General features: G+C 35.0%; 23 protein-coding genes and 1 tRNA gene. 8 read left to right on the top strand and 16 right to left on the bottom strand.

The annotated features are described in order from the left end of the window. Window positions 1-66: 66 nt before the first annotated feature. Genes XJ32_RS12845 through XJ32_RS06600 form a run of 3 tightly spaced genes read left to right on the top strand, consistent with a single transcriptional unit; the run spans window position 67 to window position 3,561 of the window. On the top strand, window positions 67-1,794 hold the full coding sequence (locus tag XJ32_RS12845; RefSeq protein WP_254422293.1) for an ATP-grasp fold amidoligase family protein: 1,728 nt from the start codon (window positions 67-69) through the stop codon (window positions 1,792-1,794). Then, the gene (locus tag XJ32_RS06605; RefSeq protein ID WP_077388754.1) at window positions 1,781-2,854 is read left to right on the top strand and encodes a pyridoxal phosphate-dependent aminotransferase; all 1,074 of its coding nucleotides are present in this window, start codon (window positions 1,781-1,783) and stop codon (window positions 2,852-2,854) included. The genes XJ32_RS12845 and XJ32_RS06605 overlap by 14 nt, the downstream gene beginning before the upstream one ends. Window positions 2,855-2,865: 11 nt before the next feature. Continuing rightward, complete coding sequence (locus XJ32_RS06600; protein ID WP_077390196.1) at window positions 2,866-3,561, top strand: HAD-IB family hydrolase; 696 nt, start codon at window positions 2,866-2,868, stop codon at window positions 3,559-3,561. A gap of 429 nt (window positions 3,562-3,990) precedes the next feature. Here XJ32_RS06600 and XJ32_RS06595 read toward each other — a convergent pair whose 3' ends face one another. Continuing rightward, the gene (locus tag XJ32_RS06595) at window positions 3,991-4,215 is read right to left on the bottom strand and encodes a hypothetical protein (RefSeq protein WP_077388753.1); all 225 of its coding nucleotides are present in this window, start codon (window positions 4,213-4,215) and stop codon (window positions 3,991-3,993) included. Between the two features lie 244 nt (window positions 4,216-4,459). Beyond that, complete coding sequence (locus tag XJ32_RS12840; protein WP_155761469.1) at window positions 4,460-4,678, bottom strand: hypothetical protein; 219 nt, start codon at window positions 4,676-4,678, stop codon at window positions 4,460-4,462. Between the two features lie 36 nt (window positions 4,679-4,714). Between XJ32_RS12840 and exbB the strand changes: the two genes are divergently transcribed. The 3 genes from exbB to XJ32_RS06575 are packed head-to-tail and all read left to right on the top strand — an operon-like array spanning window position 4,715 to window position 6,260. Next, window positions 4,715-5,149, top strand: a complete 435-nt coding sequence (exbB, locus tag XJ32_RS06585; RefSeq protein ID WP_077390193.1) for a TonB-system energizer ExbB — start codon at window positions 4,715-4,717, stop codon at window positions 5,147-5,149. Window positions 5,150-5,158: 9 nt separating this feature from the next. Continuing rightward, window positions 5,159-5,551, top strand: a complete 393-nt coding sequence (gene exbD, locus XJ32_RS06580) for a TonB system transport protein ExbD (RefSeq protein WP_077388751.1) — start codon at window positions 5,159-5,161, stop codon at window positions 5,549-5,551. Next, window positions 5,517-6,260 carry an energy transducer TonB gene (locus tag XJ32_RS06575; protein ID WP_077388750.1) on the top strand — a complete coding sequence of 248 codons (744 nt, stop codon included), beginning with the start codon at window positions 5,517-5,519 and terminating at the stop codon, window positions 6,258-6,260. The genes exbD and XJ32_RS06575 overlap by 35 nt, the downstream gene beginning before the upstream one ends. Before the next feature lie 230 nt (window positions 6,261-6,490). Here the strand turns inward: XJ32_RS06575 and XJ32_RS06570 are convergent, their stop codons facing one another. The 4 genes from XJ32_RS06570 to XJ32_RS06550 all read right to left on the bottom strand — a co-directional run bounded on the left by XJ32_RS06570 (window position 6,491) and on the right by XJ32_RS06550 (window position 10,578). Beyond that, the gene (locus tag XJ32_RS06570; protein ID WP_254422292.1) at window positions 6,491-7,423 is read right to left on the bottom strand and encodes an ATP-grasp fold amidoligase family protein; all 933 of its coding nucleotides are present in this window, start codon (window positions 7,421-7,423) and stop codon (window positions 6,491-6,493) included. Between the two features lie 419 nt (window positions 7,424-7,842). Continuing rightward, window positions 7,843-8,208, bottom strand: a complete 366-nt coding sequence (locus XJ32_RS12835; RefSeq protein ID WP_077388749.1) for a hypothetical protein — start codon at window positions 8,206-8,208, stop codon at window positions 7,843-7,845. Between the two features lie 131 nt (window positions 8,209-8,339). Next, window positions 8,340-9,410, bottom strand: coding sequence for a peptide chain release factor 1 (gene prfA, locus XJ32_RS06560; RefSeq protein WP_077388748.1), 1,071 nt, complete (start codon window positions 9,408-9,410; stop codon window positions 8,340-8,342). 391 nt (window positions 9,411-9,801) lie between these two features. After that, entirely contained in the window at window positions 9,802-10,578 is a 777-nt protein-coding gene (locus tag XJ32_RS06550) for a TIGR02757 family protein (RefSeq protein ID WP_020995506.1), read from the bottom strand. 98 nt (window positions 10,579-10,676) lie between these two features. Here XJ32_RS06550 and XJ32_RS06545 point away from each other — a divergent pair. Next, window positions 10,677-10,751: transfer RNA gene (locus tag XJ32_RS06545), tRNA-Asn, on the top strand. Window positions 10,752-10,975: 224 nt separating this feature from the next. Here XJ32_RS06545 and rpmA read toward each other — a convergent pair. The 8 genes from rpmA to trpF form a co-directional block, all read right to left on the bottom strand. Continuing rightward, window positions 10,976-11,236, bottom strand: a complete 261-nt coding sequence (gene rpmA / locus XJ32_RS06540) for a 50S ribosomal protein L27 (RefSeq protein WP_077388746.1) — start codon at window positions 11,234-11,236, stop codon at window positions 10,976-10,978. Between the two features lie 10 nt (window positions 11,237-11,246). After that, window positions 11,247-11,558, bottom strand: coding sequence for a 50S ribosomal protein L21 (rplU, locus tag XJ32_RS06535; protein WP_004085776.1), 312 nt, complete (start codon window positions 11,556-11,558; stop codon window positions 11,247-11,249). A 120-nt stretch (window positions 11,559-11,678) separates the two neighbouring features. Then, window positions 11,679-12,689 carry a beta-ketoacyl-ACP synthase III gene (locus XJ32_RS06530; RefSeq protein ID WP_004085777.1) on the bottom strand — a complete coding sequence of 337 codons (1,011 nt, stop codon included), beginning with the start codon at window positions 12,687-12,689 and terminating at the stop codon, window positions 11,679-11,681. A gap of 103 nt (window positions 12,690-12,792) precedes the next feature. Continuing rightward, the gene (plsX, locus tag XJ32_RS06525) at window positions 12,793-13,797 is read right to left on the bottom strand and encodes a phosphate acyltransferase PlsX (protein WP_005217104.1); all 1,005 of its coding nucleotides are present in this window, start codon (window positions 13,795-13,797) and stop codon (window positions 12,793-12,795) included. 6 nt (window positions 13,798-13,803) lie between these two features. Further along, the gene (gene rpmF / locus XJ32_RS06520) at window positions 13,804-13,953 is read right to left on the bottom strand and encodes a 50S ribosomal protein L32 (RefSeq protein ID WP_004085779.1); all 150 of its coding nucleotides are present in this window, start codon (window positions 13,951-13,953) and stop codon (window positions 13,804-13,806) included. Window positions 13,954-13,956: 3 nt separating this feature from the next. Beyond that, window positions 13,957-14,301 carry a hypothetical protein gene (locus XJ32_RS06515; protein ID WP_174566034.1) on the bottom strand — a complete coding sequence of 115 codons (345 nt, stop codon included), beginning with the start codon at window positions 14,299-14,301 and terminating at the stop codon, window positions 13,957-13,959. Window positions 14,302-14,377: 76 nt separating this feature from the next. Continuing rightward, entirely contained in the window at window positions 14,378-14,791 is a 414-nt protein-coding gene (ndk, locus tag XJ32_RS06510; protein ID WP_005217096.1) for a nucleoside-diphosphate kinase, read from the bottom strand. 184 nt (window positions 14,792-14,975) lie between these two features. Then, window positions 14,976-16,772, bottom strand: coding sequence for a phosphoribosylanthranilate isomerase (gene trpF, locus XJ32_RS06505; RefSeq protein ID WP_077388744.1), 1,797 nt, complete (start codon window positions 16,770-16,772; stop codon window positions 14,976-14,978). Window positions 16,773-16,978: 206 nt separating this feature from the next. Between trpF and XJ32_RS06500 the strand changes: the two genes are divergently transcribed. Then, on the top strand, window positions 16,979-17,290 hold the full coding sequence (locus XJ32_RS06500) for a thioredoxin family protein (RefSeq protein WP_005217091.1): 312 nt from the start codon (window positions 16,979-16,981) through the stop codon (window positions 17,288-17,290). 236 nt (window positions 17,291-17,526) lie between these two features. On the opposite strand, the gene XJ32_RS06495 is transcribed toward XJ32_RS06500, so the two are convergent. Together XJ32_RS06495 and XJ32_RS06490 are read right to left on the bottom strand one after the other, a co-directional pair. Next, window positions 17,527-20,463, bottom strand: coding sequence for a type I restriction endonuclease subunit R (locus tag XJ32_RS06495; protein WP_077388743.1), 2,937 nt, complete (start codon window positions 20,461-20,463; stop codon window positions 17,527-17,529). Then, the gene (locus tag XJ32_RS06490) at window positions 20,456-21,412 is read right to left on the bottom strand and encodes a hypothetical protein (RefSeq protein ID WP_077388742.1); all 957 of its coding nucleotides are present in this window, start codon (window positions 21,410-21,412) and stop codon (window positions 20,456-20,458) included. The genes XJ32_RS06495 and XJ32_RS06490 overlap by 8 nt, the downstream gene beginning before the upstream one ends. Window positions 21,413-21,417: the final 5 nt, after the last annotated feature.

The following is a 21,417-nucleotide window of genomic DNA, read 5'->3' as shown; positions in this document are numbered from 1 at the left end:
TTTGTAATTTATGCTATAATACCCCACACTTCACAAAAAACCACAAATTAACACAAAAGGATACACATGGGATTACGAAAACTTATAAGAAAAACTTCTTGGTATAAAAACTATCAAGCAAAGAAAGAATCAAAAATGAGTGATGAAGAATACTTCATATACAGACATAAAAAAATCTTTGGCTATACACCAGATTTTAAAAATCCACAAACCTTTAATGAAAAAATCATTCATAGAATCTTATTTGATAGAAATCCAATATATACAGCCCTAGCAGATAAACTCAAAGCTAGAATCTATATAGCAACAATATTAAAAGACTTTAATGCTAACAATACACTAGACTCTAACAAAGATGCTAATACTCTAGTTTCTCATACAAATCATATAACTCATATAACTACGGGGGGGGGGGGCAAATATAGCCTAAATCAAAACAACACAGATTTACAAAATAATCCTACTTTAAACACAACAACTTCTATTACCCCACAAACACAAAATAAAGAATATTGCAATCCAAATCAAAATAACACAGAATCTAGCAATAAAACTTCACAAGCAACACAACATAAAGAAAATGAAAGTATAAATTCTACTTCCATTTGTCATACTGAACCTTTAGGTGAAGTATCTAAAACTTTAGAATCCAAACAAGATTTAAGCAAAGATATTTCGTGCTTACACACTCGCACGAGCGAAGCTCTTGCCCACACTTGCAAATATGACAAGAATCTAGATTCTAAAAATTATACCCTAAACCCCGCAGCCCACCCAAATTCAGCACAGAATCTAGAACCCACACCAACAGAGCACGCAAACAAAACTACAAATTCTAGCAGTTGTTCTGTGGCTTTGGAGACTTTGGCTGACTTAGGGGGTAGGAGTTATCTAAGCGATATGACTATCCATCACAATTCAGCCAATCGCCCAAATTGCATAGACAAGGGAGTAAATTTAGAGAATCTAGAACCCACACAAAACACACCACAAAATCCTATACCTAACCAAGCAACACAGAATCTAAGCTCACTTCTTACTAAAGATTCCTTGCTTTTTAAGCCAATAGACACACTCACACAAGAACTCTTTAATACAAACTCTTGCTCCTACTTACCAAAACTCTATGGAATCTATAAAAGTGTTAATGAGATTGATTTCTCTAAACTTCCACAAAGCTTTGTATTAAAGACAAATCACGATTGTGGTGGTGTAGTCTTAGTGAAAGATAAAGACACTTTTTTAAAAGATTCTAAAAGCTTTAATGAAGCTATAACTAAACTCACAAATCATTTAAACACAAATTTTTACACACTTTATAGAGAATGGCATTATAAAGATATAGAGCCTAGAATCTTTGCGGAGGAGATGTTGTTAGATGGGACAAAAGATCCAGATACCTATAAATTTCATATTTTTCAAGGTTTAGAAGATCATTATATCCAGCTTACTGCCGATAGATTCACAAATTATAAACGCACGATTTTAGATAAAGATTGGCAGCTTGCCCCATTTGGTTTTCTTTATGATAATACAAATAATCCCATTCCGCCAAAGCCTAGTGAGTTAGAGCATCTTAAAAGACTAGCCTTTATGCTTTCCCAAATGTTTGATTATGTGCGTGTGGATTTATACTATATGCCATTTGCTAAGGGGCAAAAAATCGTTGTGGGGGAGCTAACTTTTACGCACGCTTGTGGGACAGAAAGGCTTGTCCCAGAATCTTGGGATAAAAAACTAGGTGATATGTGGAAGCACACTTCATATAATAGGGGGAGTGATGAAGGCAAATAGTTTTATACAAAATCTTAAGCCCTATATCCCTATCGCACATAAGGTATGGGAGATTTCAAAAAAAGAAGAGATTCTAAAGCTTGATTGGAATGAATCTAGTATGCCGCCATCGCCAAAAGTCCTAACCGCCTTGCAACAAGCCATTTTAAATGATAACTTGCACTGGTATCCAAATACGCACAATGCAGAGTTATTAGCCCTTTTGAGTAAGTATGCAAATGTGCCAAGTGAATGTATAGAGATTTTTGCAAGCTCTGATTGTTCGCACGAGTTTATTTTGCAAGTCTTTGGGAGTGTTGGCGATAATGTGTGTATTGTTGCACCAACTTATGATAATTTCCGCTCAAGGGCTGATGGCATAGGGCTTCAAAGTGTATTTTTTCACACAGATGAAAAGGGCAATATTGATTTTAATTTGCTTGATAATTTTCTTGCAAATACACAACCAAAAATCGTGTATCTATGTAATCCCAACAATCCAACTGGCACATTGCACGATATATTGAATCTAGAATTACTTATCACAAAATATGGCGATATTCTGTTTATTATAGATGAGGCGTATTATGAGTTTTGTGGTAAAAGTGTGGCGTATTTGTTGCCAACAATGCAGAACCTTATCATCACAAGGACTTTTTCAAAGGCATTTGGCTTAGCATCATTTCGTATAGGCTATTGCTTAAGTTCTGCGCAAAACATTGCTGCATTAAATTTACTTCGTAATGCAAAAAATATTACTCATCTCTCACAAGTAGCAGCTATTGCAGCAATAAAAGATAAAGAATATATGGAATCTTATGTAAAAGAGGTCATATTGGCAAGAGAGTTTTTTATAAATGCGTTAGATTCTATGCGAGAGTTTAAACTTTATCCATCAAATGCTAATTTTGTTTTTATTCAGCATAGGGATATAAATGGATTAAAAATGTTTTTAGAAAAAAGGAATATTTTTATACGAGATTATTCGCATATTGTAGATAAGCATTGTCGTATTAGCATAGGCACAAGAGAGCAAATGCAGTGTGTTGTTAGAGAAATAAAGAGATTTTGCAATGAGTGATTGGAGAAAATATGCAGACAAGAGAGCAGAACAACAGAGTTTTAGCATTATTTGATTTTTGTGAAACGCTTGTAGATTTTCAAAGTGCAGCAAGATATTTAGAGATTGTCGCAAATTATCGTGGCTACAATATGAAACAAGATCTGGGACATAGAGTGTGTGCTAAATTGAAGCGTAAAGTAGGCAAGAGGATTCAAAAAGTTTTACCTAAATCATATCGCAATAAGTTTATTCAAAAACCTGTTAATTTTGAAGTTTTGCGGGGATTAAGTCTAAAAGAAGCAGAAAATATCGCACAAGATTTCTTTGAAAAAGAATTGCTTTTGCGTGTTAATGAACGCATTATGGAGCGTGTGCGTTATCATCAAAAGTTGGGGCACACCATAGCGATTGTATCAGGTGGCTTTGAGATATATATTCGCATTTTTGCAAAGCATTTTGGGATTCAATATGTTGTGGCGGTTTCGCTGGAGAGTAGTGAGGGGGTTTTAAGCGGCAATATGGCAGGTATTCATACGATGGAGCATAGAAAGCTTTATAAGTTATCACAAACACTTGATCTATCAATGTATGATTTAGCACAAAGCTATGCGTATAGTGATTGCCCTAGTGATATTCCTTTGCTAAGTTTAGTGGGCAATGGCATTGTTGTAGAATGCGGGAAAGATATAGAATGGGCGAAGATTTTAGGATTTGAGATTGTTTAGGATTTTTGCTTGAACTACCAGCCCTAACACAACTTAACCACACATTAGCACCAACAAAGGCCCCATATTAAACATCTTTTATAATTTGATTAATGTGCTTATATCTTACATTCATTGCAAAATAAAAACAAGCTTTCAGACTTTATTAAAGCGATTCATTTCTTAGTGTTTTATGTTTGCGAAACGCCAACCTAAGGGGTTTTTATGTTTTATACAGGGCGTGACAAGAGATTAAAAGAAAGTGGTTTAAGTAAAAAAGAGTTTGCAAAAATTGTGCATATGCGGTATGTAAAGTGCAGTCAATAATAACAAAGTTAAAGATTGTTTTGTTGAGCCTTTAGGCGAAACACCTCTTTTACACGAAAGGTTAGATTTTTTCATACTTGCAAAATGATAGTCTTTATCATTGCCAACTTCTAACCCTTGTTGTTATTTTCTATCATGCACTGGACTTACTTGCAGGTTGTAGCAATCTAAACACTCATTCCTACCTTTTCTTATAAAAACTACGCTTTTATTGTTGCCAACACTGCAAGAAGCATATATAACGCATGTAAAATCAGTGTCGCCAGACTTATAAACAACAATATCATAAACGAAATAAGTTTTCTTATCTTCTCTATTTATATAAAATATTTTTGTGCAAAATTTCATTCTTTATCCTTTAGCACATCTAATTTTCTTTCCATAAAATCTAAACTTGTATGTCTGTATTCTATGTAATCATATTCTGTAATATTCATGTATCACCTCCTATAAAAGCAAGTTTCATATTCGCTAAACTCATTGTCATGAAATAATAATATTTGCTTTGCTTCTCTTTTAAACCCGCTTACTTCTTTTTCATTCCACTTCCACTCATGCAGTGGATATTTTGTTATTGCATAATCTAAATGACTTACCCGCCATTCTCTACTTCATTATGCGTATAGCCAATGAGTGCAGCTACTCTAAACTTATCTTTGCATAGACTTTTTACAAACTTTTCAGTAGGACGGATCTTTGTTTCTCTCGTGCAGTAATCCTTACCTATAGGATAACAAAGCTTATCAAAAATTAATATTTTAATATTACTAAAAGTAAAAATTAATCTTATTATGCTATTATTGCAAATCATATAAAATTGAATATGGAGTTTATTTTGCAAGGTATTATGGAGTTTTTGAAAATCTATCTTGATCCGCTTGTATTTAGTATTTTGGGTTTTATGGCATTGCTTGTTGTATATTTTAGTATCGAAAGATTTATGTTTTTTACTCGTTTGCAGTTTGAGAAATACACCGATGTAAAAGAGTTAGAAGAAGATGTGAGCAAGAATCTCACACTTTTATATATCGTGTATTCTAATGCACCTTATGTTGGGCTTTTAGGCACGGTGGTAGGCATTATGATTGTGTTTTATGATATGGGTGGTAGTGGTAACATTGATGTAAAAAGCATAACACTTGGGCTATCTATGGCATTGAAAGCAACAGCACTTGGGCTTGTAGTCGCCATTCCTACTTTAATGATTTATAATGCGTTTTTGCGTGTGGCAGACACAAAGGTAAATCGCTTCAAGATTCTAAATAAGAAACACACAGACTAGGGGCATTACATGAAGATTAAACGCGGAGATGGATTAAATATTGTTCCTTTTATCGACATTATGCTTGTCCTACTCGCACTTGTATTATCAATCTCTACCTTTGTTTCACAAGGAAAAATAAAAGTGGAAGTGCCAAATGCAAGCAGCACAGAACAGGAAAAAAAAGATGATAAAAAACCCATTGTAATTGTAGTTAATGCGGACAATAATATATATGTAGATGATAAGGAAATAAATATAGATGACTTTGAATCTTTTATAAGCACGATACCAAATGATTCTATGGTGCATTTTAAAGGTGATAAGAATTCTAGTCTTGAGCGATTAGTGTTTGTGATAGACCAGCTCACAAAAAAGGGGCATGATCATGATAAATTTAGAATCGATACGCAGCGTAATTAAGAATCCAAGCTTTTATGGTGTTGCATTCGCATTTATAGGTGCGGTGGGAATCTTTAGCTATAGCATATATAGTAGCACAAATATTTTTACAGAAAAAGAGAATGGCGACCAATTTATAACCATTCAGCTTTCAGCCTTTGCCCCTCCAAGCAAAGACCCCATAGCAGAGAGAGTAGAGCAGCCAAAAAAGGTGCATAAGCCACAAATACACAAACCAAAAAAAGAGATGATACAAGCCCCGCCAAAGCCAGAACCTACGCCATTACAAGCTATGGAGGAGCCACAAAAAGAGGTTGCAGAAAAGATTCCAGAATCTCCAAAAGAAGTCGCACAAGAGACAGAGGCGACAAAAGCCACTACGACAGCAAAGCCCAATAATGAAGCGTTCGCACAAGAAAATATCAAGATTATGCGTTTCTCTGATGGCAATGAAAACGAGTTTCTACAAGCCATACATCGTGCGGTAGAGAAGCGACATATCTATCCGCCGCTTGCATTGCAAAGAGGATATGAAGGAGAGGTGCTTGTAAAATTCTATATCGATATAAATGGAAAGGTTTCTCACTTTGAGATTGTAAGGCGTTCACCACATGCTTTGCTTGATAAAGCCGCGATTAAGACCTTAAAAAGAGCGTGTAAGCATTTCCCAAAACCAGATGAAAATGTATATGTTGAGATTCCAATTGTTTATAATTTACAGAGAGGATAAGTTGGATAAGGTGTGATTTATATTAAAAACATGTTTCATTGTATAAGCAATACACAAGCAATATTAACATGCTGTATCTTTTATATTGGGGGTTTTGACATCCAAGTTGTATCTACTTTTTACTTGTGATAATTTAACAGGCATCTTTTGTGTTTAAAAACTCAAGATTTTTCTCTAATGAATCTTGGCAAAGTTGCATAGCTTTTGTTTTCGATGTGATGACTGATTATTCAGGGCTTGGCCACTGAAAACCAATTTGGATTTGGTTTCCACATATCCCCAAACTTTTTATCCCATTCTTGTGGTGTGAATCTGCCCGTGCCGCCTTCTGGGGTAAAAGTAAGTTCCCCAACCACAATTCTACCTTGAATATTGTATAAATCAACTCTTAGATAAGGCGACATTATTAATATACGGGCAATCTCAAGCATAATGTTAAGGTGTTCGGGCTTATTTGGAATAATATTTGGAAGCTGATAAAGATATTTCATCGGCATAACACTCCAACTCTCATCAAAAATACTTCTTGTATGCTCCACAAATCTATCAGTATCCACTTGTATGCATTGTGTTTTATCAAAGCAGTGGATTTTATAATCACTTGGCACTTTAGCTTCCCCATTTGCGTTAGTCTCAAGCAACATCTCCTCCGCAAAGATTCTAGGCTCTATATCTTTATAATGCCATTCTCTATAAAGTGTGTAAAAATTTGTGTTTAAATGATTTGTGAGTTTAGTTATAGCTTCATTAAAGCTTTTAGAATCTTTTAAAAAAGTGTCTTTATCTTTCACTAAGACTACACCACCACAATCGTGATTTGTCTTTAATACAAAGCTTTGTGGAAGTTTAGAGAAATCAATCTCATTAACACTTTTATAGATTCCATAGAGTTTTGGTAAGTAGGAGCAAGAGTTTGTATTAAAGAGTTCTTGTGTGAGTGTGTCTATTGGCTTAAAAAGCAAGGAATCTTTAGTAAGAAGTGAGCTTAGATTCTGTGTTGCTTGGTTAGGTATAGGATTTTGTGGTGTGTTTTGTGTGGGTTCTAGATTCTCTAAATTTACTCCCTTGTCTATGCAATTTGGGCGATTGGCTGAATTGTGATGGATAGTCATATCGCTTAGATAACTCCTACCCCCTAAGTCAGCCAAAGTCTCCAAAGCCACAGAACAACTGCTAGAATTTGTAGTTTTGTTTGCGTGCTCTGTTGGTGTGGGTTCTAGATTCTGTGCTGAATTTGGGTGGGCTGCGGGGTTTAGGGTATAATTTTTAGAATCTAGATTCTTGTCATATTTGCAAGTGTGGGCAAGAGCTTCGCTCGTGCGAGTGTGTAAGCACGAAATATCTTTGCTTAAATCTTGTTTGGATTCTAAAGTTTTAGATACTTCACCTAAAGGTTCAGTATGACAAATGGAAGTAGAATTTATACTTTCATTTTCTTTATGTTGTGTTGCTTGTGAAGTTTTATTGCTAGATTCTGTGTTATTTTGATTTGGATTGCAATATTCTTTATTTTGTGTTTGTGGGGTAATAGAAGTTGTTGTGTTTAAAGTAGGATTATTTTGTAAATCTGTGTTGTTTTGATTTAGGCTATATTTGCCCCCCCCCCCCCCGTAGTTATATGAGTTATATGATTTGTATGAGAAACTAGAGTATTAGCATCTTTGTTAGAGTCTAGTGTATTGTTAGCATTAAAGTCTTTTAATATTGTTGCTATATAGATTCTAGCTTTGAGTTTATCTGCTAGGGCTGTATATATTGGATTTCTATCAAATAAGATTCTATGAATGATTTTTTCATTAAAGGTTTGTGGATTTTTAAAATCTGGTGTATAGCCAAAGATTTTTTTATGTCTGTATATGAAGTATTCTTCATCACTCATTCTTGATTCTTTCTTTGCTTGATAGTTTTTATACCAAGAAGTTTTTCTTATAAGTTTTCGTAATCCCATGTGTATCCTTTTGTGTTAATTTGTGGTTTTTTGTGAAGTGTGGGGTATTATAGCATAAATTACAAAAAACAATGGCATTAATGCTTAAAGACAACATTTCTTATGCTAAAGCAAGTTTGCTGCCAAATCACCTACGCTTCATTTGCGTTCGATAAAGCAAGGCTTTGTGCATGTGCGATAAGTGGGTCTATCACTTTATCTAAATCGCCACTTAACATAATCTCTTCAAGGCTATATAATGTAAGGTTTATGCGATGATCACTCATGCGGTTTTGTGGATAGTTATAGGTGCGTATTCTCTCACTTCTATCGCCACTACCGACTTGGTTTTTCCTTGATTCTCTATTTTGTGCATTTTGTGCTTCAAGCTCGGCTTCATACAACCTTGCCTGCAATATCTTTAGGGCTTTATCCTTATTTTTATGTTGAGACTTTTCGTCTTGCATAGACACACTGATACCCGTTGGAATATGCGTGATACGCACAGCAGAATCAGTTGTATTAACACTTTGTCCGCCATGTCCACCGCTGCGGAATACATCGATTTTTAAATCATTTGGATTAATATTTATCTCTAGTGAATCGACTTCTGGCATGATAGCAACAGTTATTGCGGAAGTGTGGATTCTGCCTTGTGATTCTGTCTTTGGGACGCGCTGCACCCTATGTGTGCCACCCTCATATTTTAGCCTTGAGTATGCACCATCACCTTTCACTAAGGCAATCATCTCTTTATAGCCGCCGACTGAATTTTCACTGCTGCTAATAATCTCTACTTTCCACTGCTTAGAATCTGCGTAACGACAATACGCACTAAACAAATCGCCCACAAAAATCCCCGCTTCATCGCCGCCTGTCCCAGCCCGAATCTCAAGATAGATATTCTTTTTATCATTTGGATCTTTTGGGATTAATAGAATCTTAATCTCATCTTCAAGGTTTTTTTGTGCCATTTCAAGCTCTTTTAGCTCCTCTTTGGCTAACTCTCCTAGCTCTTTGTCCTCTAATAACGCCTTGTTGCTAGTAATGTCATCAAGGACTTTTAGATACTCTTTTGCCTTCGCGACTATCTCATCGCTTTCACTTTTTTCCTTGCTTAATGCGGTGAGTTTCGCAATGTCATTTATGACTTCTTCAGTGCTTAACATGGCTGCTAATGCGTCATTTCGCTCAATAATTGGTTTTAATCTATCAACTAACATGAATGCCTTTGCTTGTAAAATATTGTATTATAAAAGATGGATTCTATCTTAAATCTAACAATTATCGTAACTTTAATGATTTTGCAGATCCTAAGCTGGATATTAAATATGATTTTGCAAGGGTAACTACATTTTCAAAAAAAATGCTTTTAGCATTGAAAAGAATTATTGTCATATTAAGCGAATTATCTTTTTCAATAGCAATATTGCTTGAGATAAACACACTTGAATCATATTTATTTTTGACACAGCGATTGATAATTGGGGTTGAGACTTGCCATCTAGATAAATGTAGGACTTTAATACCCTTAAAGATCAGAGAACACGATGGATTCAAATCTTGTGACTTACATATAAGTCTTATAGTTTCTTCTATGCACTATAAATTAGATTAAAACACAATATCCAAACCTAATTGTCCAATACGATACAAAGCAAAGTCATACTTTATTGGGTCTTTAGAATCAAAGGATTTTAGTGTATGCGTGATTTCTTTTACTGCCTTTAGATTATAAGATTTAGTTTTACAGAGTCCAAGTTGCTTTGAGATCTTAAAAGTATGAGTATCAAGAGGTAAAAGCAAATGCGATGTATCTACTTCGTGCCATAGCCCAAAGTCAAGGTTATCCTTGCGGATTAGCCATCGTAAAAACATATTGTATCGTTTGCGTGTGGATTGCATATTGCAGGGGTTACCAAATAAAAATTGCAATCCATAACTCTGAATCTTGTGTGCGTTTATATAGTCATTTGCTAGTTTTTCAATACGATTGATGGCATGTAAAATATCAAAATGTTTTGTATAAGATTCTAAAAATAGCGATTTAATACCGCCTTTTTTAATAAAATCAGCAATGATGAGAAAACAATTTTTAGTATCTTCTCGTGTTTGGAATCTGTAATATGGAAACAAATCTAGTGGCATATCTTTTATAGAATCTGCGTCAATCAAGCAAGAAAAGGGCGTATAAGAGAGATTTTTTACAATCATTTGTGCGTTACCATAGGCATATAAAGCACAGATCAAGCACAATTCATCAAAATATATAAAATCTCTATGTTTGTGGGCTATTTGCAATGGGTCTGGGTGTGAATGCAGGTATATTTGTGCGTTAAAAAGAGAGTATTGTGCGTCTAGGAATTGTTTTAGTTTCCTGTTATATTGCATAAAATTCCTTATCATTACTAGAATCTATAAAATTTTATCATTAAGTCTTGACTATTAATAAAATTTTCTATATAATTATATCTTTATTTTTACTTCATTCCGGATTAGCTCAGCGGTAGAGTAGGTGGCTGTTAACCACTTGGTCGCAGGTTCGAATCCTGCATCCGGAGCCATTCATTATCCCCTTTTTTGACTTCAAATTTATTTGTTACAATTTTCTATGATATTAAATCAAGATAAAATTTGTTATACACTATACTTTACATCTAAGCACGATCTTATTGCCATTACAAACAATATTGAAATATTCATTATTAATAAAAAGACTGACGAATATAAAGTCTAAAAAGAGCGACATTAAAACATGTCGCAAAGATTTGAAAGAGCTAATTATATATTAGCTGTTAGAGGGGATAACAGAAACTTTTTTTCTGTATTTATCTTTTTGTTGGAAACTCACAATACCATCGAGAAGCGCATAAAGCGTATGGTCTTTGCCCATGCCGACATTATTTCCTGCATGCACCTTTGTGCCTCTTTGTCGCACGATAATATTCCCTGCTCTTACAAATTGAGAACCAAATTTTTTAACGCCCAACCTTCTTCCTGCAGAATCTCTATTATTCTGCGTACTACCCTGACCTTTCTTGTGTGCCATCTAACATTCCTTACTTAATGATATTTGTTACTTTTACGCGTGTAAAGTCTCGTCTAAAACCTCGTTTTGTTTTGCTGTCTTTACGCCTTCTTTTCTTAAAGGTAATAACCTTTTTGCCTCTACCTTCATTAATAACCTCTAATTCCACTTTTGCATTTGCAATAAATGGATTCCCTACGACCAAATCCTCACCATTTACGATAGCAAGGACTTCACTAATTTCTAGCTTTGACTTCGGCTCAAGGCTCAATTTATCAAGCAGAAGTATATCTCCCACTTGTGCCTTGTATTGCTTGCCTCCGTTCTTAAATATAACTTGCATAGCTATCCTTTAAAAAATGTAAAACCGCTATTATACTATCATTTTCTAATTTTTACCTTAAAAACCACAAAAAATGACACAATCATAGAATCTTTATTGCACAGAATCTCACAAAAGAATCTATGCAAAATCAGCATACACTAACGCACTTCCCCATGTGAAACCAGAGCCAAAGGCATCAAGCAATAATAAATCTCTGTGCTTAAACTTACCACTTGTATAAGCATCATCAAGTGCCATAGGAATGCTTGCTGCAGAAGTGTTGCCATATTTTTGCACGGTTAGGATAATCTTTTCATCAGGGAGGTTAAGCGTATTTGCGACCGATTGTATAATGCGTAAATTCGCTTGATGTGGCACGAAATAATCTAGGTCTAATGCGCTCATATTATTGTGTGCTAAAATATCTTGTGCGTCCTTTGCGATTGTCCTTACTGCTACCTTAAATACTTCATTGCCTTTCATTTTTAAGACTTGATTTTTACTCTCTTCTTCATCTATGCTAAACATGCTTAGAGCTTCGTTTTGTGTGAAAGTATTGAATCTTTTTGGAGTGCAAAGCAGGTGTGAAAACTGCCCATCAGAAGAAATGTGAATATCTTTAATGCCGACTTTATCCCCTCTCCCAACGACACAAGCCCCAGCCCCATCACCAAATAAAACGCAGGTTGTTCTATCGGTAAAATCAAGCACAGCGCTCGTCTTTTCAGCACCTATTATAAGGACATTTTTATACATTCCGCTTTCTACATATCCTTTGGCTGCAGATAAGGCATACACAAAACCCGTGCAAGCTGCAGTTATATCAAATGCAGGGACATCAGCAATGCCAAGCTTTGTAGCGATAATACAAGCGGTTGAGGGCATGGCGAAAAAGTCTGGATTAATGGTCGCACAAAGGATTAAATCAATATCTTTTAGACTAAGATTTGCTCTCTTAATAGCAATCTTAGCGGCTTCCACACCTAAATCACTACTCATCTGTTCTTTATCTGCAAAATAGCGTGTTTTTATCCCTGTGCGTTGTGTAATCCACTCATCATTAGTATCTAAGAATTGCGTAAAAAAATCATTTGGGACACAATTGCTAGGGACATAAGAGGCGATAGACTTGATAGAGGCATAGAACATATCTTCTTCCTTAAAAACACTTGTAACGATACATATTGAAGCAAAAAATGAAATGCTTACAACACAATGGGCTTTAAAACAATAGCCATTATATTATCACTTTTTATCGTTGCATAGACTGAAACGCTTCTGCAATTTTATCACATATTTTTGAATCACACGCTTCAATAGCCTGATAAATTGCACATTCCATAGCCCTAGCATTACTCTTGCCATGACTAATAATTACAGGCTTTTTAATGCCAAGCAGGGGAGCACCGCCATATTCTGCATAATCAATCTTTGTTTTCAACGCTTTGAATGCTGACTTTGCAAAAAGATAGCCTAAAGAACTCATAAAAGACTTTTTAATCTCAGCCTTTAATATCGTGCTAATAGAGCTTGCGACACCCTCACTTGCTTTTAGCACAAGATTCCCCATAAAGCCATCACACACGATAACATCAACAGAGCCATTGAATATGTCTGATCCTTCAACATTGCCTTTGAAAAAGTTATATTCTCTCAATAATTGAAAGGTTTGCTTTGTGAGTTCATTGCCTTTAGAATCTTCCTCGCCATTTGATAAGAGTCCAACGCTAGGTGTTTCATAGTGCAAAACATGTTTTGCGTAATGAAAACCCATTAATGCAAAATCGACAAGATATTCAGGCTTACAATCTGTATTTGCACCTGCATCAAGTATAATGCTGCATCGATTCTCTATCGTTGGCATACAAGTGCATATAGCGGGACGAGAAACGCCCTTTATCCGCCCAATTTGCAAGGTGGCTAAACTCATTGTAGCACCACTATGTCCTGCGCTGACACATGCGACTGCTTCATCATTCTTTACAAGCCCAATGGCATGATATATAGAAGTGGTTGTGCGTTTGTTCGCATCGCTTGCTTTCTCTTCCATACGCACATAGTCATCAGTATGCAATAACTCAATGCGTTGCAATATATCACTTGAGAGATTCTTAGAATCTAAAGAAGTTTTTAGCAACGCAGTATCGCCTACTAAATATGCCTTAAAATTTCTATTTTGCAATGCTTGCAACAAACCACACACGACAGGCTCAACGCCATTGTCAGCACCCATTGCATCTAATGCAATCTGTAACATAATGCCCTAACTATAAGATTGTGTAAATTTATTAATATGGTGCGGTAGTTTCCAGCTACCATCTTTATCTTTTACCGGTGTTGCTAGTCTTACTTTGTAGTGCGTTCTTCTCTTTGCCGCTCTAGTTTTACTCACTCTTCGCTTAGGAACAGCCATGACTTACTCCTCAATATTATAATCTAATCGTATAGATTCTATCTCGCTCGCTAAAACAAAATCAAAATCTATGAAACCATCAAAAAACTCAATCACATCAAGTGAATTGATGACTTTTGATTGGCTTTGTGCCTCCCAGATTCCATCTGAAAAATACAAAACCAACGATTCATCAATTTCAGCACTAAACTCATTTCCACTCAAAGAGCAAATAAGCTGCAAATTCCCCTTAATATTACCACGAAATACCGCAAGTTTAGAATCTTGCCGCATAATCTCGCCTTGCAATTCTATATGTTCGTTTTCAAATATAACTTCACTTTGCTTTTTATCAAGTATTAAATGGATTTGCTTTGGCTTTTCTGTGATTTTTCTAAACTCAATCCGCACAAAAACCGCCTATTTGCCAATATGCTACAATACCTTATAGTATCTTACTTTTTGCGAAGAAAAAGGCTATCTCAATAGCCGCATTTTCTTTAGAATCGCTCCCATGCACTGCATTTGCATCAATGCTATCTGCAAAATCAGCACGTATAGTCCCGGGTGCTGCTTCTTTAGGATTTGTAGCACCCATCAGCTCCCTATTTTTCGCAATCGCATTATCTCCCTCTAACACCATAACAACCACAGGACCACTTATCATAAACTCCACAAGATCATTATAAAAAGGGCGGTCTTTATGCACTGCATAAAACTCTTTTGCTTCGCATTTGCTTAACTGCACTTTTTTTGCTGCCGCGATACGCAAACCATTGTCTTCAAATCTTGTGATAATCTTACCGATAACATTCTTTTTCACCGCATCTGGTTTAATAATAGATAGTGTTTGTTCCATAACTTCCCTTTAATTCACAAATATTCATCAGTCATCACTAGACTGATAAAAATTAAAAGTATGTATTCTACCCTAAAAAATGTTAAAAATCAAGATATGCCGATGATAGACACTTCTTTTTATGGAAACATTATCTAGTTATAGATTCTTAAAGACAATAACACAACTTTACTTTTTGTAAAACTTAAAATAGACTATCTAACAGATCAAAAAATTCTTTTAAAGATGGAATACTTTTTTTGCCTTTTTGGCTTTCAAAACCAGAACATATATCAAGCAACATGGGTTTGAGTGTGAGTATAGTCTGTAAATTTTTAGCAGAGATTCCACCTGCTAACCATAAGTTCCCCTGCAAAGTTTTGTGTTTTGCTAGAAAATCTTGCATAGCCACAATATCTATATCACACCCACTACCCGCACTACTATCCCATAAGGCAAAATGTGTTTGCAATCCTTTTTCTACATGCAATAGTTCCTTATAGTTGATGGATGGATAAAAGGGTAAAAGCCCTGCATTTAATCTCGCATAAAGTGTATGCAGGGGATATGGTCCATAAAAAGATTCAATATCTTTTACAATCTCACTTTCAATGCAAAATGATATAGGCATATCATGCAGTTGCAAGCAGTCAATAAGTCCTTCTTCTAAATATTTTACACCGACCTCAACGCACTCATGCGTAACTACACCGACCCTTAAAGGCATAGAATCTTTATGTGTGTTAAACGCTTTTTGTGCTTCTTGTAGAAACTTTCTACCCACATAACGCATACTCTCTGGCGTTAGGATAAAGCCTAGCATATCAGCGTATTTCACACTCTCTTTTAAAAACTCTAAATCATTAATACCGCATACTTTAATGAGTGGTTTATAGCACTCTTTTTGCATTGAGTGATTTTTTGTATAGAATCTTTGCAGTAAAGTAGCAAATATAGCCTTATTTGCACCGATACTGAGTGCTTGTTTTAATCCATGTATGATGCTGTGGTGTGGTATATGTTTAGATGCTGGAATCTGCGTTGTCTTTTTAGCACTTTCAAGTGAGTTTGCTTCTTGTGCTTCGTCATTTATGTCTAATAAACTCCTCGCACAAGAATCTGCACAACCCTTGAAATTGTCTAAAAATACTTCCGCAGTGGGCATTTTGGATTTTTTAGATTCTACATAAGACAAAACTAAATCCCCACTAGATTCTAAAAAAGCTTCTTTTTTATCAAGCTGCTCTACTAAAAAACTGCCGCATAAAATCCCTTGAAATCCACCACTCCCAGCCATAAAGCTATCATACTCTGATTGTATGCCAGATTCAAAGATAACAGGTATATGCTTTGGAATCTGTGCGCGTAATTTCATCGCCTCCATTTTATTGATTTGAAAGGTTTTGAGATTCCGCGTATTAATGCCTACAATAGCTTTTTCAAGATTTAAGTCCTTAATCAGATTGTATTCAGCAAGTGTGTGAATCTCTATTAATGGTGTGAGATTATAGGCTAAGAGTTCATCATATATAGCACAAAAAGATTCCATATCATCAACAAAAAGTGCCACTATAAGCAGCACCATATCCGCCCCAAAGAGATAGCTAACTCTTGCTTCATCTTTATGTAAAATGAAATCTTTACGCAAGATACAAGCCTGTGGAAATGCCCTTTTAATCGCATATAAATCCTGCAAACTTCCTTGAAAATAGTCTTCCTCACAAAGCACAGAAATTGCATTTGCCCCTTGATTTATATATATCTGTGCAAGTTTTGTTGGCTCTGTGATGGTGCTGATATGTCCTTTTGTAGGGCTTTTTCGCTTCACTTCAGCAATGACAAATGGAGCAGTTCTATCATTAAGCAAAGTAGGGCAAATCAGTGGAAACTCCCTTTTTTGCGGTAAATCATATCCAAGCGATATGCCCTTTTCTTGCATTTTTCTCTTTTTTGTTTCGCATATTTGAGTGAGAATCTCAATGCCATCAATTTGTGGTTGCATGTAATCCTTTGCATGTATAATAGAAATCTTGAAACAAAATTTTACACAAACTTCGTTTGTAAATGCAACTAACACTATATATTTTATTCACACAAATCACAATTAAAAGTATTTTGTTATAATCTTAGCATGTAGCCCGTATCATCATGTTTGTATGATACATCTGTGATTGGGCTACAAATGTTTATAATTATTAGGAGAGATATATGCAAGAGTTAAATCATAGCAATTTTTCGAGTATGACAAGTGAAGGTGTGGCAATAGTCAATGTTGGGGCTAGCTGGTGTCCTGACTGCAAACGCATTGAGCCGATCATGACAGCATTAGAAAATGAATATAAAGATAGAATCCGCTTTTTTAAAGTCAATTTTGACACAGAAGAGCAACTCAAAGATTCACTACAAATTAGAAGAATCCCAACACTCATTTTCTACAAAAATGGCAAAGAAGTCGCAGAACGACTAGTCGAGCCAAAAAGTCAAGCAGAGATTGAAAAAGTCGTGCAACAAGTGCTATAAAAATAGCATGATAATAACACTTTGAAAAATCACTCATTGTATGTAGAATAAGCATATATAGGGTGATAGCACAAAATCACTATTTATTATAAAAAACTAAGCATGACTATACTTTAATAACAAAAATTTATAAATTCAATGAATTACAATTTCACACATTAAAGCCACTAAAAGATTAGAATCTTTTTATAAATAATCCTACTTAAACTTTACATAAACGCATATCACACGGCAATCTACTTGCTTTTATCCGCCCAAATCATCTCAAATATCACGCCAGAAACTTTTTCTTTAAACTCCGCTTGTTTGTCCCCTAGCTGTTCTAAAAATGGCGAGTTTTCTAAGTAAAAATCTAAATATTTATTTTTAAAAATATCCGCAAATAACCTGCGTGCATTTTGCTCATCGCCTAGAGAATCTCTAAAAGTCTGCTCCTTTGCAATATCATCTTTTAAATCCATAAGTTCTTTTGCTATCTTTTCATCTGCTCCAAATTCTACATTGCCAAATTTATCATTAAATGCCTTAACGATATTTAATAGTCGTTCAAACTCTACTTCTTTCTTGCTAGAACCATCAGCACTTGATGGTTTAACCCCGCCTTTGCCCTCTTCTAGCTCTATGTCCTTTGTGTCTGTAAGTATTATGCGTATGCTCTCTAAATCTACATTATTTACTATCCCCTTTGCTAAGTCCTCCGTGCTTGGTGGGGCAATCTTAGTGATAAGCATTTTTAGCAAGATATGTAGCTTTTCAAGCTCTGTATCATTAAAGGGCAGAATCTGTGCGAGAAAGGAGTATTCTCTCAAATACGCCTTTGCTTTTGTGTAAAACTCTGTCTTTTCATCATCGCTTTTTGCGTTATATTCCTTTACCATAGTATCAAGTTTAGAGTGGATTCTATCCTCGCTTTGCCTTTGTAAAATAGCTTCTACAAAAGAATCTAGCTCATATTGCGTATAGATTCCATATTCAAATAGATTACTTTTAAGCGTGAAAATCTTTTCAATATCGCTTGGCTCTTTGAGATAAGTCTGCCCATAAAAAGTGCTAAAAGACTCCCCAATCTTTTCGTGCGTGTTTGCAAAGTCTAGCACACAAGTATCCTCTTTATTTTTACAGATTCTATTAAGGCGTGAGAGTGTCTGCACCGCACTTATGCCCTCTAAGGCTTTATCTACATACATTGTGTGTAAAAGCGGCTCATCAAAGCCTGTTTGATACTTCTCTGCGACAATTAAAAAGCGATACTTATCCTTTTTAAACTCATCTTTTAGCATAGATTCACTAAAGCCATTAAGACCTGCTTCGCTATAACTCTCCCCATCTATTTCCTTATCCCCTGAAAATGCCACTAAGGCTTTATATTGTGGATAATTCTCTTGCAAATACTCCCTAAAGAAAAGATAATATTTAACCGCATTTTCCCTAGAGCTTGTAACGACCATTGCCTTTGCCTTGCCGCCGATTTTTTTATAAATATTTTGAAAAAAGTGTTCTATCATTATTTTTGCTTTTTTCTCAATGGTTTCATCGTGATTTGTTACATAGGCTCTTAATTTCGCATTTGCTTTTGCTTTATCATATTCTTTATCATCATCTATGCTAGAGATGATTTTATAGTAGCTTGTATAAGTGATATAGCCCTTTAATACATCAAGGATAAAGCCCTCTTCTATGGCTTGTTTCATAGAGTAGAGATGAAAGGGGATAAACTTTCTCTCCCCATTTATCTCACAAGGGATTCCAAACATTTCTAGCGTTTTTGGCTTAGGCGTAGCAGTGAAAGCAAAATAACTTGCATTTTTTTGAAACTTTTTATTTTCAATGATTTTTATCAGCTCTTCTTCTATGTCTATTTCATTAGAATCTATGTGATTAGATTCTTTATTGCTTATGGCTTTCGCCATTTCTTGTGCGTTTTTGCCACTTTGGCTTGAATGTGCTTCATCTATGATTATTGCAAAGGTTTTATTCTGTAAATGTGTGATTTCATCAGCGATATAGGGGAATTTTTGTATCGTTGTGATGATGATTTTTTTACCCTCTTCTATGGCGGCTTTTAGCTGTCTGCTTCCATCTGTGATAGATTCTACAAGGTTTTTATCTTGTGTGAAAGACTTGACATTCTCTTGTATTTGTCTATCTAGCACTTTTCTATCCGTTACGACTAGAATGCTATCAAAGACAGGTTTTTCTTCATCATTTTGCTTTCTGTGTAAGCTTACTAGATTATGGGCTAACCACGCTATTGAGTTGCTTTTCCCACTTCCTGCACTATGCTGGATAAGATACCTTTGCCCCACGCCCTTTTCTTTTGCGTCTTTTAAAAGCTTACGCACCACATCAAATTGATGGAATCTAGGAAATATCACAGATTCTGTTGCGTCTTTTTTTACAATTTGTGCGAAGTTAAAAAGCAGATTCAGCACATTATCTTTTTGCAAAATCTCTTCCCAAAAATAGCTTGTTTTCATTTTATTCGCAACAAGCGGATTCCCACTGCCACACTCACACCCTATTTCTCCACTGCCATTATTTAGCCCACGATTAAAGGGTAGGAATCTTGTAGCCATTCCCTCTAGCTTTGTGCTCATATACACTTCATCACTATCAAGGGCAAAATACACCACACTTTGCTTAAATATACGCTCTCTTGGGTCTCTGTCTGTTTTATACTGCTTTGTGGCGTTATGGGCATTTTGATATGTGAAAGGATTTTTAAGCTCCATAGTGATAAGGGGCAGTCCATTTAGGAAAATCGCCATATCTAAAGAGTTGTTATTTTTCTCACTATAATAAAGCTGACGCGTGATAGAAAAGATATTTTTCTTGTAATTTTCTATGGCTTGTGGATTAGCACTTGAATTTGGCTTAGGGTATGCAAGAAAGAGTTTAACGCCCATTATTTCTATATGCGATTGCAGGGCTTTTAAGATTCCTTTCTCGCTTATTTGTGAAGCCACTCTTTTTAGCAACTCTTGCTCTTTTATATTTCGTTTTGCTAATTCTTGCAGGGCTTTTGCTTGAGTTGATTGCAAAAAGCGTTCAAATAGCTCTTTATCCACACATAAATTTTTATCATAATCTTTGCTTTCTCTTTTGATATAGCCATTTTCTAATAAAGCAGATTCTATAAAGTTTTCTAAATCTTTTTCTGTGTAGTTAGTCATTATTGCTCCTTTCTTGATAATTAAATAAGTTTGGTTGCAAATCTTTTTCTTTCTGCCGTTTCCTTTTTAGACCAAATTTTGTAAGCTCTATTTTTTCATCAAGTCGTGTTCCAACCACTTTTTTAACTCTATAAGATATTTTAACTTCTTCTCCATATTCATCAAAAGTTCTACTAATTTCTAAATCACAAATAATACTTGTTCCGTTAATAAAATTATATTTTTGTGTAATTACATCATTCTTAAAGCTACTATCACCCATACTGAAATCTATTTTATTTCCATTATAGATTCCTTTCCATTTGTATTCATCTTCTTTTAATACAGGGGATATAATTTCAATTTCAGCATTTTCTATAAGTTCTATATCCTTATTTTCTGTAAGAATGAAAGTTTTAAATTGTTCTCTTTTAACAAGCAATTCGCTTGACTTCTCGGTTTTGTAGCCTATTTTTTCAATTTTTTCATATTTTTCTGCTTTGTTATAAAAATTTGACACTATCCTTCTAATTTTTGGACTTCGATCAAACCCTTGAAGTATCTTTTTAAGTTCGGTCAGCACATCATTATTATTTTTTAGCTGTAATTCCTTGATTTGCTCTTTCTTTAAGAGATTTTCTAACTTTTCTCTTTTGTATGCTCCTGTGAGATAATGGATTATAATTTTATTAACAGATTCCTTCAAATATATTGCAACGCCAATAGCAATTGATGTAGTAGCAATAGAATCAAAATGTAGAATCAAAGATTCTATCAGTCCGCCCTCATCTCTTGCTTGATTTTCTACTTTAATTTTTATATCTAAAATATTTGCAATTTCTTTCATCAAATTGAGCAAATATTTTTCCATAGCATTGCGGACAAAAGCGTCCATTGAATGAGACTCATCTGTAAAATAATAATGGATTTGCAAAAGTTGTTTTTCAATTTCTAACTTATCTTGTTCCAAATATA

Source organism: Helicobacter bilis, from assembly GCF_001999985.1.
Taxonomy (GTDB): domain Bacteria; phylum Campylobacterota; class Campylobacteria; order Campylobacterales; family Helicobacteraceae; genus Helicobacter_A; species Helicobacter_A rappini.
Note: the sequence above shows the minus strand (reverse complement) of the source record. Positions and strands in the feature narration are given on the sequence as shown.

What these genes read in the sequence shown, in the direction of transcription:
- XJ32_RS12845 (WP_254422293.1), top strand. Translation starts at nt 67, where the DNA reads ATGGGATTACGAAAACTTATAAGAAAAACTTCTTGGTATAAAAACTAT.
- XJ32_RS06605 (WP_077388754.1), top strand. Translation starts at nt 1,781, where the DNA reads ATGAAGGCAAATAGTTTTATACAAAATCTTAAGCCCTATATCCCTATC.
- XJ32_RS06600 (WP_077390196.1), top strand. Translation starts at nt 2,866, where the DNA reads ATGCAGACAAGAGAGCAGAACAACAGAGTTTTAGCATTATTTGATTTT.
- XJ32_RS06595 (WP_077388753.1), bottom strand. Translation starts at nt 4,215, where the DNA reads ATGAAATTTTGCACAAAAATATTTTATATAAATAGAGAAGATAAGAAA.
- XJ32_RS12840 (WP_155761469.1), bottom strand. Translation starts at nt 4,678, where the DNA reads ATGATTTGCAATAATAGCATAATAAGATTAATTTTTACTTTTAGTAAT.
- exbB (WP_077390193.1), top strand. Translation starts at nt 4,715, where the DNA reads ATGGAGTTTTTGAAAATCTATCTTGATCCGCTTGTATTTAGTATTTTG.
- exbD (WP_077388751.1), top strand. Translation starts at nt 5,159, where the DNA reads ATGAAGATTAAACGCGGAGATGGATTAAATATTGTTCCTTTTATCGAC.
- XJ32_RS06575 (WP_077388750.1), top strand. Translation starts at nt 5,517, where the DNA reads ATGATAAATTTAGAATCGATACGCAGCGTAATTAAGAATCCAAGCTTT.
- XJ32_RS12835 (WP_077388749.1), bottom strand. Translation starts at nt 8,208, where the DNA reads ATGGGATTACGAAAACTTATAAGAAAAACTTCTTGGTATAAAAACTAT.
- prfA (WP_077388748.1), bottom strand. Translation starts at nt 9,410, where the DNA reads ATGTTAGTTGATAGATTAAAACCAATTATTGAGCGAAATGACGCATTA.
- XJ32_RS06550 (WP_020995506.1), bottom strand. Translation starts at nt 10,578, where the DNA reads ATGCAATATAACAGGAAACTAAAACAATTCCTAGACGCACAATACTCT.
- rpmA (WP_077388746.1), bottom strand. Translation starts at nt 11,236, where the DNA reads ATGGCACACAAGAAAGGTCAGGGTAGTACGCAGAATAATAGAGATTCT.
- rplU (WP_004085776.1), bottom strand. Translation starts at nt 11,558, where the DNA reads ATGCAAGTTATATTTAAGAACGGAGGCAAGCAATACAAGGCACAAGTG.
- XJ32_RS06530 (WP_004085777.1), bottom strand. Translation starts at nt 12,689, where the DNA reads ATGTTCTATGCCTCTATCAAGTCTATCGCCTCTTATGTCCCTAGCAAT.
- plsX (WP_005217104.1), bottom strand. Translation starts at nt 13,797, where the DNA reads ATGTTACAGATTGCATTAGATGCAATGGGTGCTGACAATGGCGTTGAG.
- rpmF (WP_004085779.1), bottom strand. Translation starts at nt 13,953, where the DNA reads ATGGCTGTTCCTAAGCGAAGAGTGAGTAAAACTAGAGCGGCAAAGAGA.
- ndk (WP_005217096.1), bottom strand. Translation starts at nt 14,791, where the DNA reads ATGGAACAAACACTATCTATTATTAAACCAGATGCGGTGAAAAAGAAT.
- trpF (WP_077388744.1), bottom strand. Translation starts at nt 16,772, where the DNA reads ATGCAACCACAAATTGATGGCATTGAGATTCTCACTCAAATATGCGAA.
- XJ32_RS06500 (WP_005217091.1), top strand. Translation starts at nt 16,979, where the DNA reads ATGCAAGAGTTAAATCATAGCAATTTTTCGAGTATGACAAGTGAAGGT.
- XJ32_RS06495 (WP_077388743.1), bottom strand. Translation starts at nt 20,463, where the DNA reads ATGACTAACTACACAGAAAAAGATTTAGAAAACTTTATAGAATCTGCT.